Origin of the sequence: Glaesserella sp., assembly GCF_041814905.1 — a bacterium.
Classification (GTDB): Bacteria; Pseudomonadota; Gammaproteobacteria; order Enterobacterales; family Pasteurellaceae; genus Glaesserella.
Genome location: NZ_JBGXYA010000014.1, coordinates 1 through 15,085 on the forward strand (window position 1 = coordinate 1; position 15,085 = coordinate 15,085).

Genomic DNA, 15,085 nt, shown 5'->3' on the forward strand with positions numbered 1-15,085 from the left:
ACCGGCGAATTTCTTAAACAGCACGCCTTTTCCTTCCATCACCGGTTTACCGGCTAATGCGCCGATATTCCCTAAGCCCAATACTGCCGTACCGTTTGAGATAACGGCGACTAAGTTTCCTTTTGAGGTATAGCGATACGCTGCTTGGGGATCTTTTTCAATTTCTAAGCAAGGTTCGGCAACACCGGGGGAATAAGCTAATGCGAGATCACGTTGTGTGGCAAGGGATTTGGTTGGGGTAACTTCAATTTTTCCGGGAATCGGAAATTCATGAAAATCAAGCGCGGCTTGGCGTAATTTATCGTCCATATAGGTATCCTTAGTTAATGAATTAAAAACGGAAGCAATTTTATCTTAAATGGCCTAAAGATTTTGTGATAAAACTCTAATTTTTAACATTTCGTTAAGCACACTCATTATTCTCGGATAAAATCTAAACTAAAATGTGATCTTGATCACACTTCAAGAAAGTTTATTAAATATTATTAAATTTATAAAATTTGGAACAAACTATCAAATGAGCAAAAATTAAATGAATTATCAATTTTTAAATCTAAAAATATAAAAATTTCAGAATTTTACTCTGAAAAATTAAATCTTTTTTCTTTTTAATTCTATAGACAATATTGTTTTTTTTTTGCAAAATCCGCCCCGTTAACGTTTGCGAAGCAAACTTCAAGTTTCAATATTAGTTGGAGGATTCAATGAAAAAACTTTCAGGGGCTGAAATGATCGTACAATCCTTGCGTGACGAAGGCGTAGAATACGTTTTTGGTTACCCGGGCGGTTCGGTTCTCGATATTTATGATGCGATTCACACGTTGGGTGGCATCAAACACGTTCTTGTTCGCCATGAGCAAGGTGCCGTACATATGGCCGACGGTTACGCCCGAGCAACCGGTAAAGTCGGTTGCGTATTGGTGACTTCAGGTCCGGGAGCAACCAATGCTATTACTGGTATTGCTACCGCTTATGCAGACTCTATTCCGTTAGTCGTATTTTCCGGTCAGGTACCATCTGCATTAATCGGTTCCGATGCCTTCCAAGAGTGCGATATGATCGGCATTTCCCGCCCGGTTGTAAAACACAGTTTCTTGGTGCAGAACACCGAAGACATTCCGGAAATCATCAAGAAGGCATTTTATATTGCATTAAGCGGTCGTCCGGGACCTGTTGTTATTGATGTGCCGAAAGATGTCGTAAACCCGGCAAATAAATTCAACTATCAATATCCGGACGAAATTGCTCTTCGTTCTTATAACCCAAATGTTCAAGGACATAAAGGTCAGATTAAGAAAGCGCTTAAAGCATTGCTAGTTGCCAAAAGACCGATTCTTTATGTTGGCGGCGGTGCGGTAATTTCAGAATCAAATAAAGAGCTCACCGAATTTGCACAGAAACTGAATTTACCTGTAACGAGTTCATTGATGGGCTTAGGTGCTTTCCCGAGTACAAACAAACAGTTCCTAGGTATGTTAGGGATGCACGGAACCTATGAAGCCAACAATGCCATGCACGAAAGTGACTTGATTTTGGGTATCGGTGTCCGTTTTGATGACCGTACGACCAATAATTTGGCAAAATATTGCCCTCATGCTAAAGTCATTCATGTTGATATCGATCCGTCTTCGATCTCAAAAACAGTACCGGCTTATATTCCGATCGTGGGTAGTGCAAAGAATGTACTCGATGAATTCTTATCACTGTTAGAAGATGAAAATCTTGTAAAAAGTCAGTCGGATCTGACCGCTTGGTGGCAACAAATTGATAAATGGCGTGCACGTCAATGTCTAAGTTATCAGAAAGGTGGAGATGTCATAAAACCTCAAGAAGTGATTGAGGCCGTTTATCGTTTGACCAACGGCGATGCTTATGTTGCTTCGGATGTAGGTCAACACCAAATGTTTGCGGCACTCCACTATCCGTTTGATTTACCGCGTCGTTGGATTAACTCGGGCGGCTTAGGCACGATGGGATTCGGTTTGCCTGCTGCAATCGGGGTGAAGTTTGCCTTCCCGGAAGCGACCGTTGTTTGTGTAACCGGTGATGGTAGTATTCAGATGAATATTCAGGAGCTTTCAACCGCTAAACAGTATGATACTCCGGTAGTAATCATTAACTTAAATAACCGTTTCTTAGGTATGGTGAAACAGTGGCAAGATATTATCTACGCCGGTCGCCACTCCCACTCTTACATGGATTCTTTACCGAATTTCGTTAAACTTGCCGAAGCTTACGGGCATATCGGTATTGAAATTAATCATCCGTCAGAGTTGGAAGAAAAACTGAAAGAAGCATTCTCAATTAAAGACAGATTAGTATTCGTCGATGTGCGTGTGGATGAAACCGAACATGTTTATCCGATGCAGATACGCGGTGAATCCATGAAAGATATGATGCTTAGCAAAACGGAGAGAACAGATGCGTAGAACATTAGCCGTCTTATTAGAAAATGAATCGGGTGCATTATCCCGCGTTATCGGGCTTTTCTCCCAACGTGGTTTTAATATTGAAAGTTTAACCGTTGCACCGACTGATGATCCAAGCTTATCACGTATGACCATTGTGGCACAGGGTGATGAACAGGTATTAGAGCAAATCGAAAAACAATTGCATAAACTGATTGATGTTTTCAAAGTCATTAATCTAAGTTACTGCGAACATATTGAGCGTGAAATTCTATTACTTAAAGTCAAAGCCGTTGGCAGCGTAAGGGATGAATTAAAGCGAATGGTGGACATTTTCCGCGGTCAGATCGTAGATATTACACCGAAGCAATATACGATTCAGCTCTCAGGTACCGGCGATAAGCTCAACGCTTTTATTGAAGCGGTAACAGCCGAAACATCCATTATTGAAATTGCCCGTTCTGGACTTATCAGCCTCTCTCGCGGTGATAAAAATTGCCTTTAATATAGGATAAAATAACGGAAGCCAAGTGCTTCCGTTATTATTTTGTCGCATGGATTATTCAAACACGGCCCAAACCGGGGCGTGATCCGATGGTTTTTCCATTGCTCGAATTTCAAGATCAATCCCGGTCTCTACACAGCGTTCCGCCAATACTTTTGATGCCAGAACTAAATCAATACGTAATCCGCGATTATCATCAAAACCCTTTGATCGGTAATCAAACCATGAGAATTTATCAGAAACCTCCGGATTCATACGACGGAAAGTATCGGATAACCCGTAGTCATATAAGCGATATAACCATTCTCTTTCTTCCGGCAAGAATGAACATTTGCCGTCACGTAACCAACGTTTTCTATTCACCTCGCCAATACCGATATCCAAATCTGTCGGGCTGATATTCATATCCCCCATGATCACTATCGGATTTGCTGATGTTAATTCCGTTGTTAAGTAATGTTGCAGATCCGCATAAAATTTCTGCTTTGCCGGAAATTTTGTTTCATGACTACGATTTTCACCTTGCGGAAAATAGCCGTTTAAGACAGTCAGCACACCGAATGGTGTTTCTAAATCAGCCATAATCATTCGCTTTTGTGCGTCTGCGACATCGGTCGGAAAGCCTTTTCGTACTGCTAGCGGCTTCTGTTTAGTTAACAACGCAACACCATAATGTCCTTTTTGCCCGTGATGGAAAACGTGATAACCAAGATGATTCACCAACTCATAAGGAAAATCTTCATCCGCCACTTTAATTTCCTGTAGACCGATCACATCCGGTTGATGTTTTTCGATTAACGCTTCAAGTTGATGCGGACGAGCTCGCAACCCATTAATATTAAAAGAGATAAATTTCATTTTGCAATCCTTCAATAGAAACTGACCGCTTGCAATTACAAGCGGTCAGTTTGAGCAATTATTTTACCATTTTGACTAAAGTATCATCGCCGCAACCCAACCAAACACTAGTAACGGAATATTATAGTGGATAAAAGTCGGTACGACAGAATCCCAGATATGATCGTGTTTACCGTCTGCATTCAAGCCGGAGGTCGGCCCTAAAGTAGAATCGGAAGCCGGGGACCCCGCATCACCTAATGCTGCCGCGACACCAACAATCGAAACCGTTGCAAGCGGTGAGAAACCGAAAGAAATACACAAAGGGACATAAATTGAAGTAATAATCGGTACCGTTGAGAATGAAGACCCGATACCCATCGTAATCAATAAACCGACTAACAACATTAAAAAGGCTGCCATTTCTTTGCTACCGATAGAGTCTTTAAGTCCATCCACCAATGCCGCCACTCCACCGGTTGAATTTACCACATTAGCATAACCTGAAGCGGCAATCATCACAAAACCTATCATTGCCATTAAACGTAAACCGTCTTGGAACAAATCATTACTCTGTTTCAGTTTAAAGACACCGCCTAATGCAAAAATAATTAAACCGACAAGACCACCGACAACCGTTGATTTAGTTGAAAGCTGAACGATACAAGTCGCTACAATAGCAACAATACTCACATAAATATGAAGCGGTTTTACCTTTGCCACGCGAGCGGCAATATTCTCCACAGTCGGCTCTTTGACGTTTTCAACATATTCACGCGGTTTACGGTAAGTCACGAATAATGCCAAAAATAGACCTAAAATCATCCCTATCACAGGAATGGTCATAGCTTTAGTCACTTCTAACGTATTGGTGACCAAACCAAGAGATTCACCCGCTTGATTAATATTTTTAACCAAAATATTTTCAATAAAGATCTGACCGAATCCTGCGGGAATTAACATGTAGGTGGCTGTCAAACCAAAAGTAATCGCACAAGCGACTGCCCGGCGGTCAATTTTTAACTGGTTCATTACACTTAATAGAGGAGGAACGACAATCGGGATAAACGCGATATGTACCGGAATGATATTTTGTGATGACATAGAGAATGCAACCAAGGTAAATAACACCAAATATTTAAACCAAAATACCGAACGATCTGAAGGACGTTTGCCGAAGGCTTGAATCACTTTATAAGCAAGTAAATCGGTTACACCTGATTTAGATAGCGCGACAGCAAATGCACCGAGTACCGCATAGTTCATCGCAGTTTCCGCTCCTCCGCCTAAGCCGCCGGTAAAGCTCTTAATTGTTGCATTTAGCGCCTCATTTAGTGCCATTCCATTGCCGGAATTACCTAAAATACCGCAGGTTAATGCAGAGATAATCAACGCAATGACCACGTTAATTCGCAATAAACTTAATGCAAGTAACACGATAATTGAGATGACGACATCATTTGTAAATAACATTGTGTTTGACCTCTATTTTCTTTAATTAAATCGCTTTAAAACTGATTACACCATTTTCAGCGTAATCGTTTGTTTCATCTTCATCCCGAACAATCAGTACAGCCGGAATTTCCGCTTTATCAAAAGCGATATCCCCTTCTACACCGTCAATGAATTCTCCACGTTTGATATTTTTAAAATCAAACAAATTCGGGTCACATAGGTGGCTCGGTGCAACATTTTGCAATGCACTGAACATTGTCTCGATTCTTCCCGGATACTGGCGGTCCCAAGTTTGTAGCATGTCTTTCACGACTTGACGCTGTAAATTCGGTTGAGAACCACATAAATTACACGGAATAATCGGAAATTGTTTTGCAATTGCATATTTTTCTATATCTTTTTCTTTACAATAAGCAAGCGGACGGATCACAATCTGTTTACCATCGTCGCTAATCAATTTAGGCGGCATACTTTTCAGTTTTCCACCATAAAACATATTTAAAAAGAGTGTTTCAAGCATATCGTCTCGATGGTGACCAAGAGCGATTTTAGTTGCTCCTAATTCTGTTGCCGTACGATATAAAATACCACGGCGTAAACGAGAACAAAGCGAACACGTGGTTTTACCTTCCGGAATTTTTTCTTTAACGATCCCGTAAGTATTTTCTTCGACGATTTTATAATCTACACCGATACTTTGTAGATATTCAGGCAGGATATGCTCCGGAAATCCGGGCTGTTTTTGGTCGAGGTTAACTGCAACGATATCAAAGTGAATCGGCGCATTGATTTTAAGGTTAAGAAGAATATCAAGTAATGTATAACTGTCTTTTCCGCCGGATAAACAAACCATCACTTTATCACCGTCTTCAATCATATTAAAATCGGCGATGGCATTGCCGACATTGCGGCGTAGGCGTTTTTGCAGTTTATTGAAATTGTACGCAATTTTTTTTTCTTTTTGCGTGTTTTGAACTGAATCTTGATTCATAATGCGAAAAATGTATTTATTTTTTCAGAATATAGGAAAGTGGCACATACTACCCGCTTCCCTGTTTTTTTCAAGTTTTAAAGTAAAAATTATGGCAACACAACGTATTATTATCGGAATTAGTGGCGCAAGCGGTTTTCAATACGGCTATAAAGCCCTTGAACTACTCAAAAATATTGCACAAGTTGAAACTCATGTCGTTATCTCTAAAGGTGCCGAACTCACCCGTGCCTGTGAGACAGATTATAGTCGCGAGCAGCTTTTAGCCTTGGCGGATGAAGTTCATGCTATTCATAATCTCGGCGCAACGATTGCCAGCGGTTCCTTTAAAACGTTAGGAATGTTGGTTGCACCTTGTTCAATGCGATCTCTTGCTTCCATTGCTCATGGATTCAGTGATAATTTACTGACCCGAGCAGCGGATGTTGTACTCAAAGAACGTCGAAAATTAGTGCTCATGGTGAGAGAAACCCCACTGAATTTAGCGCATATTGACAATATGCGCAAAGTCACCGAAATGGGGGGCATTATTTTTCCGCCGGTTCCTGCCCTTTATCATCAACCGCAAACTGTCGATGAGATTATTACTCACAGTGTGGCTCGTGCATTAAATATGTTTGAAATCGAGATGGATATGCCTCGCTGGCAAGGTAAAAAGCCGAATTTATCGTCATCACATAATGACTAACGTCTATTTGCCAAATAAAATTTCAAAAATGCAAAAAAACCGTCATTTCCCACGTGAAATCATTGACTTTTCCCCTCAAAAATGCTTGATGTTTAACCATTTGTTTTTGTTCCGTTTTTTGAGTTAGATCGCATTTTTTCAGATTAAGCTTTGCTACAATTACTCTAGTTAATTTTTTTGTGAGGCTATATGAGCGAAATTGCATTGACAGTTAGCCTGCTATCCCTTGTCGCCGTTGTGGGGCTATGGATCGGGCATATTAAAGTAAGGGGCGTAAGTCTAGGTATTGGAGGCGTACTTTTCGGTGGGATTATCGTTTCCCACTTTATGACGCAATACAATATACTGCTTGATGAACATACGCTTCATTTCATTCAAGAATTCGGGTTAATTCTGTTTGTCTATACCATTGGTATTCAAGTCGGTCCCGGTTTTTTTGCATCACTTCGCCATTCAGGCTTAAAACTGAATGGCTTTGCGTTATTAATCGTAGGACTAAGCGGCGTATTGGTTATCCTACTTCATAAAATTTTTGATATCCCTCTTCCGGTTATTCTCGGTATTTTTTCCGGTGCGGTCACCAATACTCCGTCTCTTGGTGCAGGTCAACAAATACTTGCTGAATTGGGCGGTGATACCGATATCATGGGGATGGGATATGCAATTGCCTATCCGTTCGGTATTATCGGTATATTGCTTGCAATGTGGTTGATCCGTATCTTATTTAATGTAAATGTAGATAAAGAAGCAGACGATTTTGATGCAGCATCCAATACCAAAAAAGAGGGATTAAGTACCTTAAATGTACGAATTACCAATCCGAATCTTAACGGATTACAGCTAAGCCAACTTCCTGATTTCGAATTACATGATGTGGTTTATTCCCGCTTAAAACGTGGTGACGAGTTGTTCGTCCCGAAAGTGGATACTGTCATACAACTTAATGATGTTTTGCATTTAGTCGGTGAAAAAGCAACACTACATAAAATGCAACTTATTATTGGTGAAGAAGTCCACATCTCCGTATCAACCAAAGGTACAATGTATCGAAATGAGCGAGCCGTCGTTACTAATGAAAAAGTGTTCGGCAAACAAATTCGCCAGCTTATGCTAAAAGGTAAATATGATGTTGTGATCTCACGACTCAACCGTGCCGGGGTAGAATTAGTACCCAATGGATCCATGACCTTGCAATTCGGTGACGTATTAAATCTTGTCGGTCGTCAGGAAGATATTGAATCGGTGATGGCGATTATCGGTAACGCCCAGCAAAAACTACAACAAGTACAAATGTTACCGATTTTTATCGGTATCGGCTTAGGTGTGCTATTAGGTTCTATTCCAATTTATCTGCCCGGCTTCCCTGTTGCATTAAAACTCGGTTTAGCCGGTGGTCCGCTTGTCGTCGCATTAGTTTTGGCCCGTATCGGTAGCTTTGGTAAGCTTTATTGGTTTATGCCCCCAAGTGCCAACTTAGCATTGCGTGAAATCGGTATTGTTCTGTTCCTTGCCGTTGTAGGTTGGAAAGCAGGCGGTAATTTCCTGAACATATTACTCAGTAATGATGGCTTACTGTGGATCTGTTACGGTGCAATTATTACCTTTGTGCCATTAATTATCACCGGTGTCGTTGCTAGAATCTACGGTAAAATCAACTACTTAACCCTTTGCGGTTTACTTTCCGGTTCAATGACGGATCCTCCGGCTTTGGCTTTCGCAAACGGTATTAAAGAAGGTAACGGTGCGGCGGCACTCTCTTATGCGACGGTTTATCCGTTAGTGATGTTCTGTCGGATTATTCTGCCACAATTATTAGCCATTTTACTCTGGGTTGCCGGCTAAACCGCTGTTTGAGATATTGTTATTAATCCCGCTCATCCAAAAGAGTTAATACCTCAATCAGGTATTAACTCTTTTTTATTGCCACAATATTGCCTTTAGCATTCCATAAAATTTATAAGGTCCTTCCGCGCAACAGATGTCTAATCCAAGTACGGTTGGTACTTAAAGCTTGCAGAATATCTTCACTTAACGGTAGCGGTTCATCACACAGTTGAGCGGCTAATAGTTCGCCTAATAATGGCGCCGTAGTTAAGCCTCTTGAAGCTAACCCTGCTACTAAATAAAGATTCGGATAACACGCTGCCCGTTGAATCGGTTCACGACGACGAAGTTGATTATATAAATTGATATACTGCTCTTTTTGTAATCCAAAATCTGGCACAGCCCCTACCATCGGTACTCGATCACGAAATGCTGCGCGGATACCGACTTTAGCGCGATTTTCAGAAATATCGAGGTTTCCCGTCCAATGACAAGCGGTCAGATTTTGCTGTAATTTTGCAATATTTTGCTGATATTCTTCCAAGCTGAATGACGTTTCGGCATTGTCGCGGAGGTGACTTGCCCCAATGCAGTGGCAGTTATAGGTGGGAGACATTGGCGTTAAATAACCGTCGTAACAAATCACACATTTCAATGATGAAAGTGTTTCGTTAGTCGGAATCTGACTCACCTGCCCGCGCACCGGATAAAGCGGAACACCTTCCGTTTGAGAAAAATCAGTGATTGTATGCCCGCTTGCCAAAACTACGGTTTGGTGAGAAATAGTATTACCTTTATGCTGCCACTGCCATTTTCCTTGCACAAATTGCAGATCGCTAACCTGATGATCCAGCACGACCTTCAAGCCCTGTTGCTGTAGATAAGCAAAGCCGTTTTGCACTAGTTGAAGCGGCGATAACCAACCGCCTTGAGGAATAAAAGCGCCTCCGTTTGGCACGTCTAATCCTAATTTCTCGGTTAGCTGTTTAGCGGTACAAAGCTTATAAAGCTCTTCATCCCAGCCCTGCTCTGCTATTTTTTTTAACTTCACGGCGGTTTTTTCGTTGTAAGCATAAAGCGCAACGCCGCTCAAATCCATCTCAAAATCAACCACCGATTTAATTTGTGCCAAACGCTGCAGTGCATAATCAAAACTGTGTACATAAAAACGAACATTACGCTCGTCATCGTCGCTTAATTGCGGATAGATCGCGCCTTGTAAATTACCGGAAGCATTCTTTGCCGGTACATCATCCTTGCAATACAAGGTCACATTTTTTCCCCGCTCCAGTAACGATAACGCAATAAATAAACTCGCAACACCGCCACCGATAATCGCAATATCGTCTAACTTTGCCTGATTTTTTTGATAAAAATAAGGGAAATTTAGTGGAGCCGACTCTACACCAAGAGGTTTTTCCCCCCATAGCATTTCACGCTTTTTACCGAATCCTTTGCGTTTTTTGACATCAAAACCGACCGCTTGTAATCCGCGTCGAACTTGACTTGACGCGGTGAACGTCGCGAAAGATCCTCCGGATCGCGTTAAACGAAACATTTGTCTATAAAGCTGTTCATTCCACATTTCCGGATTTTTATCCGGTGCAAAACCGTCTAAAAACCAACTATCTACCGAATCAATGTAGCAGTCGCCTAATTGCGGTAAATTTTCTGCCATGTCACCCAACCACACATCAAGATAAATGACATCAAAGTGGTAACGCTGACAACCGACTTGTCTAGGCTGCCAACAAGCGGTCAGTTTTCGCGAAAATTTTGCAAATTGCGGGTAATTGCGGTGAATATCGGTTAATTGTGCGGAACTTAACGGAAACTTTTCAAAGGAGATAAAATAGAGCCGTTTTAGAGGGCGATGGGGAAATTCTGTTCTGAAACGTTCAAATGCTTCCGCCACCGCTAAAAAATTTAACCCGGTACCAAAACCGGTTTCAGCAATGACAAAATATTCACGCGAATGCTGTTGCCACTTTTGCCAAAGCTGATTACCTTCTTGAAAAACATAATAGCTTTCTGCCAAACCGTCCTGGGTAGAAAAATAGATATCGTCAAATTGATTAGAAACCGGCGTGTTATGGATATTGAACGAAAGCGAAGCAAAAGTAAGTTTGGACATAATGAAAGGAAGAAGTAAATCAATAAAAATGGCGAGCCGGTTACCTAACTCGCCATATCTTTAGTGTTTTTTAAAAAATATTGTAGGCAAAAATGGCAATCATTCCAAGTGCACCCACTACAGTCATCATTGCATATCCGAAAGTACCCATAAAAATTCCTCAAATTTGATGTAAAACGTAATCATTCTAAAACTATTTATTAAAAATGCAATGCAAGCACTTATTTTATTTAAGCTATTTGGTAAATTTCGCTATAATGTGCCAATTTTTATGGTGAGGTATTTATGGCTACAATTAAAGATGTTGCCAAACTCGCTGGCGTATCAACGACAACCGTCTCTCACGTGATTAATAAAACTAGATTTGTGGCGGAAGATACGACTAAAGCGGTTTGGGATGCGGTTTCCGCATTAAATTATTCCCCTAGCGCCGTGGCTCGCAGTTTAAAAGTCAATACGACAAAATCTATCGGGATGATCATTACTACTAGCGAAGCGCCTTATTTTGCAGAAATTGTGTTAGCTGTCGAAGAATATTGTTACCGTCAAGGCTATTCCTTGTTTCTATGCAATACCCAAAATGAAGCAGAAAAAATTCAGAATCATCTGGATATGTTGGTTGCTAAAAGAGTAGACGGTATTTTGGTAATGTGCTCCGAATATACAGAAAATTCCTTATCGCTATTTAACGGCACGAATATTCCGATGGTTGTTATGGATTGGGGGCCGAATGACGGTAAAAGCGACCGCATTATCGATCACAGTTTTGATGGTGGCTATATGGCAACCCGTTATCTGATCGATAAAGGTCATCGAGAAATTGCCATTATTGCCGGCGATCTTTATAAAACTACCGCCAAAGCTCGCTACGAAGGTTTTGTAAAAGCGATGACAGAAGCTGGTTTATTAATCCGTCAGGAATGGATTTTTGAAAATGATTTCCAACCGGAAGGCGGCTATGAAAGTATGAACAATCTACTTAAACAAGATCATTTACCGACCGCAGTCATTTGCGGTTGCGACGCCATGGCATTAGGTGCAATTTCTGCGATTACAGAGAAAGGATTATCCGTTCCGCACGATATTTCCGTGATTGGTTATGATAATATTCATAGCTCACGTTTTTATGCACCGCCGCTAACTACTATCCACCAATCAAAAACAAGATTGGGGCAAATGGCGTTAGACTTGTTATTAGAACGTATCCAAAATAGTGAAAATAAAGCAGAACCCAAAGTATTAGAATTCTACCCGGAATTAGTTGAACGCAGTTCTGTCCGCCAATTAAACCCTTAATTTTGATAAAGGAGAATAAATGGATTTCCTGATTAATTTTTTTAGTAGTTACGGCTACTGGGCCGTTTTTTTAGTATTACTTGCCTGTGGATTCGGCGTACCTATTCCGGAAGATATTACCCTTGTTTCCGGAGGGGTTATTTCAGGTTTAGGTTATACCAATGTACACTGGATGTTAGTCGTCAGTATGTTAGGAGTGTTAGTTGGGGATAGCACAATGTATTGGCTGGGTCGGATTTATGGCACCAAAATTCTGACGTTCCCTTTAATTCGTAAAATTGCCACACCGGAGCGTTTTGTCATCGTACAAGATCGGTTTGAAAAGCAAGGCTGGAAATTACTTTTTGTTGCTCGTTTTTTACCGGGACTACGTGCAGTGGTATATTTAGTTTCAGGTATCACCCGCAGAGTGAGCTTTACCCGCTTTTTATTGGTAGATTTTTTTGCTGCAATTATTTCTGTGCCTATTTGGGTTTATTTAGGAGATTTTGGTGCAAAAAATTTAGATTGGTTAAAACATCAGATTCATAAAGGTCAGATGATAATTTGGGTGTTATTAATCATCGGCGCGCTATTTCTGTTCTGGAAATGGAAAAAAAACCGTAAAAATAAAGGGCTGTCCTAGATAACGACTAAAAACGCTATTTAGGTTAAGATACCCAAATGCGAAAAAGTCGTCTAAGTCAGCATAAAAAAATAAACTCATTGAGCTGTTTGTGGCTGGTGTCACTGCTCGAACAGCGGCTGAGTTGGTAAATGTAAACAAAACAACCACAGACTATTATTTCCATCGTCTACGATTACTTATCTATCAAAACAGCCCACATATCGAGATGTTTGAAGGTGAAATTGAAACCGATGAAAGCTATTTTGGTGGTATCCGCAAAGGTAAACGAGGTCGTGGGGCTGTGGGCAAAACTGCCGTATTCGGGCTTCTAAAGCGCAATGGCCAAGTTTATACCGTTGCGGTGCCGAATACGCAATCAGCGAACGTTGTTGCCGATTATTCGAGAGTAGGTAAAGCCCGACAGCATTGTTTACACCGATTTCTACCGAAGCTATGATGTGCTTGATGTGAGTGAGTTTAACCATTTTCGCATCAATCATGGTACCCACTTCGCAAAAAAGCAAAATCATATAAACGGAATCGAGAATTTTTGGAACCAGTGAAACGCTATTTACGTAAGTTTAACGGCATTCCTAAAGCTCATTTTGAGCTGTATTTGAAGAAATGCGAATGGCGTTTTAATTGCAGTAATTAAAAAGCTCAAATTTCATTTTTAAAACAATTCATTAAAGGGAATTTAGTCTAGTTATCTAGGACAAACCCTAAGATTTTTTGTGAAGCTAATGAAAATATCCTTGATGTAAGTTTATCCGTACTGCTCCAAGCCAAAATTTGACAGTGTAAATAATCGGGATAACAGCTTTCTTAAATAGACAATTGAAACACCTCTAAGGTTTCTTGTGTATATTTTTTAGCGTAAGGTTGAATGACCATATCGCTTCCAACTAATGAATTTAGTTCATTGCCCAAAGCTAAATTACCCCACTAATCAAATATAATTCCTTTTCCTATAATATGCCACGTCAAGTTTTTCACTCGGTAACGACTCGACAGGCTATTTGCCCGGAGGCAGATTGGTTACCGAGCTCAACCATTCCAAGATGCTCGGTCTTTCTGCATCATCGCCATCACGAATGCCGACTTCTGTTGGTTCTAAATTCTCAAATGTTTTGCTATTAAAGTGCGGAGAGCGTTGTATTTTTTCAAACTTATAGAATCGGGTTCTCCGCCAAAGATCGGATGCAATTGGACAAAGGCAAATGCTGCCACCTTTAAAACGATTGCGGTAGTAATATTACATTTCTGATAAATACTCCTTTTATCCACCAACTCCAAGTAAAACAATCGATTATGTTTATTTTCTTGTTTATAATGATAGACTTATTTTTATTATTTACTCGGAGTTTTTATGAGATTACACAAAACGTTATTTCTCATCCTGTTCTCTTTTTGCATAATCGGAAATGGATATGCGGAAACGGCGGATGAAAAATTTGAACGAGCCGCTTATTTGCATGCAAACGGAGATTACGCCCAAGCTTTTCCGATTTGGCAAGAGTTGGCACAACAAGGGATGGCACAAGCACAATACAATTTAGGGGTTATGTATGATAATGGACTGAGTGTTAAACAAGATTATCAACAAGCCTTTCAATGGTATCAAAAAGCCGCCGAACAAGGTTATGCAAATGCACAGTCAAATTTGGGGGTATTGTATGCCAGCGGACAAGGTGTTCCCCGAGATGATCAACAAGCCTTCCAATGGATTAAAAAAGCCGCCGAACAAGGTTATGCCGCTGCGCAATATAATATCGGGGCGATGTATGCTGATGGACAAGGCGTAACCCAAGATTATCAGCAAGCCTTTCAATGGTATCAAAAAGCCGCTCAACAAGGTTATGCTATGGCACAACATAATATAGGTGTGATGTATTACGCCGGACGAGGCATAAATAAGGATTATCAGCAAGCCTTTCAATGGTTTGAAAAAGCCGCTCAACAAAATTATGTCGATTCGCAATATAATTTAGGTATTATGTACAAAAATGGGCGGGGCGTAGAAAAAGACGTTCAGCAAAGCGAACAATGGTTCCGGAGAGCCTGTGCTAACGGTTACCAAAAAGCTTGTACCAAGTAGTCATGTTTTAAAACATATTTTTCCGTTAACAAGCGGTGGGATTTGATAAAAATTTTGCAAATGGCAAAACTCACCAAAATCCGACCGCACTTTGATCTGCACCCCAAAACTTGGACACCTAATTTGAGGTGCAGATTATGTCCCATCCTTATCAATTTCGTTTAGACATTATCAAATTGGTCATCGAGCAGGATGTTGGTATCCGCGAGGTGGCAAAACTTCATCACATTCCCCATTCTGTG

Annotated in this window: 11 protein-coding genes and 2 pseudogenes; 8 read left to right on the forward strand and 5 right to left on the reverse strand. The window is 40.7% G+C overall.

All coding sequences use genetic code 11. The features are described from left to right. Positions 1 to 309, reverse strand: a pseudogene (locus ACEYJ7_RS02070) (NADP-dependent malic enzyme); the annotation flags it as partial. Positions 310 to 704: 395 nt separating this feature from the next. Between ACEYJ7_RS02070 and ACEYJ7_RS02075 the strand changes: the two are divergent. Together ACEYJ7_RS02075 and ilvN are read left to right on the forward strand one after the other, a co-directional pair. Next, on the forward strand, positions 705 to 2,429 hold the full coding sequence (locus tag ACEYJ7_RS02075) for an acetolactate synthase 3 large subunit (RefSeq protein WP_373777365.1): 1,725 nt from the start codon (positions 705 to 707) through the stop codon (positions 2,427 to 2,429). Then, complete coding sequence (gene ilvN / locus ACEYJ7_RS02080; protein WP_373777366.1) at positions 2,422 to 2,913, forward strand: acetolactate synthase small subunit; 492 nt, start codon at positions 2,422 to 2,424, stop codon at positions 2,911 to 2,913. Before ACEYJ7_RS02075 ends, ilvN begins: the two co-directional genes overlap by 8 nt. Before the next feature lie 54 nt (positions 2,914 to 2,967). On the opposite strand, the gene xthA is transcribed toward ilvN, so the two are convergent. The 3 genes from xthA to ttcA all read right to left on the reverse strand — a co-directional run bounded on the left by xthA (position 2,968) and on the right by ttcA (position 6,196). Then, a complete protein-coding gene (gene xthA / locus ACEYJ7_RS02085; protein ID WP_373777367.1) occupies positions 2,968 to 3,771 on the reverse strand; it encodes an exodeoxyribonuclease III in 804 nt (267 codons plus the stop codon). 75 nt (positions 3,772 to 3,846) lie between these two features. Continuing rightward, on the reverse strand, positions 3,847 to 5,223 hold the full coding sequence (locus ACEYJ7_RS02090) for a Na+/H+ antiporter family protein (protein ID WP_373777368.1): 1,377 nt from the start codon (positions 5,221 to 5,223) through the stop codon (positions 3,847 to 3,849). A 25-nt stretch (positions 5,224 to 5,248) separates the two neighbouring features. Continuing rightward, a complete protein-coding gene (gene ttcA / locus ACEYJ7_RS02095; protein WP_373777369.1) occupies positions 5,249 to 6,196 on the reverse strand; it encodes a tRNA 2-thiocytidine(32) synthetase TtcA in 948 nt (315 codons plus the stop codon). Positions 6,197 to 6,287: 91 nt separating this feature from the next. Between ttcA and ACEYJ7_RS02100 the strand changes: the two genes are divergently transcribed. Together ACEYJ7_RS02100 and ACEYJ7_RS02105 are read left to right on the forward strand one after the other, a co-directional pair. Further along, positions 6,288 to 6,884: a UbiX family flavin prenyltransferase gene (locus ACEYJ7_RS02100; protein ID WP_373777370.1), complete on the forward strand. Its 597-nt coding sequence runs from the start codon at positions 6,288 to 6,290 to the stop codon at positions 6,882 to 6,884. Positions 6,885 to 7,073: 189 nt separating this feature from the next. Then, the gene (locus ACEYJ7_RS02105; protein WP_373777371.1) at positions 7,074 to 8,726 is read left to right on the forward strand and encodes a putative transporter; all 1,653 of its coding nucleotides are present in this window, start codon (positions 7,074 to 7,076) and stop codon (positions 8,724 to 8,726) included. A 112-nt stretch (positions 8,727 to 8,838) separates the two neighbouring features. Here the strand turns inward: ACEYJ7_RS02105 and mnmC are convergent, their stop codons facing one another. Further along, entirely contained in the window at positions 8,839 to 10,842 is a 2,004-nt protein-coding gene (gene mnmC / locus ACEYJ7_RS02110) for a bifunctional tRNA (5-methylaminomethyl-2-thiouridine)(34)-methyltransferase MnmD/FAD-dependent 5-carboxymethylaminomethyl-2-thiouridine(34) oxidoreductase MnmC (protein ID WP_373777372.1), read from the reverse strand. A gap of 285 nt (positions 10,843 to 11,127) precedes the next feature. Here mnmC and purR point away from each other — a divergent pair, with 285 nt between their 5' ends. The 4 genes and pseudogenes from purR (at position 11,128) to ACEYJ7_RS02130 (ending at position 14,843) form a co-directional block, all read left to right on the forward strand. Beyond that, the gene (purR, locus tag ACEYJ7_RS02115; protein WP_373777373.1) at positions 11,128 to 12,138 is read left to right on the forward strand and encodes an HTH-type transcriptional repressor PurR; all 1,011 of its coding nucleotides are present in this window, start codon (positions 11,128 to 11,130) and stop codon (positions 12,136 to 12,138) included. 19 nt (positions 12,139 to 12,157) lie between these two features. Continuing rightward, positions 12,158 to 12,763 (forward strand): DedA family protein, encoded by a 606-nt coding sequence (locus ACEYJ7_RS02120; protein ID WP_373777374.1) that lies wholly within the window; start codon positions 12,158 to 12,160, stop codon positions 12,761 to 12,763. Positions 12,764 to 12,801: 38 nt separating this feature from the next. Next, positions 12,802 to 13,400, forward strand: a pseudogene (locus ACEYJ7_RS02125) (IS1595 family transposase). A 714-nt stretch (positions 13,401 to 14,114) separates the two neighbouring features. Next, positions 14,115 to 14,843 (forward strand): tetratricopeptide repeat protein, encoded by a 729-nt coding sequence (locus ACEYJ7_RS02130; RefSeq protein WP_373777375.1) that lies wholly within the window; start codon positions 14,115 to 14,117, stop codon positions 14,841 to 14,843. The last annotated feature ends 242 nt before the right edge of the window (positions 14,844 to 15,085 follow it).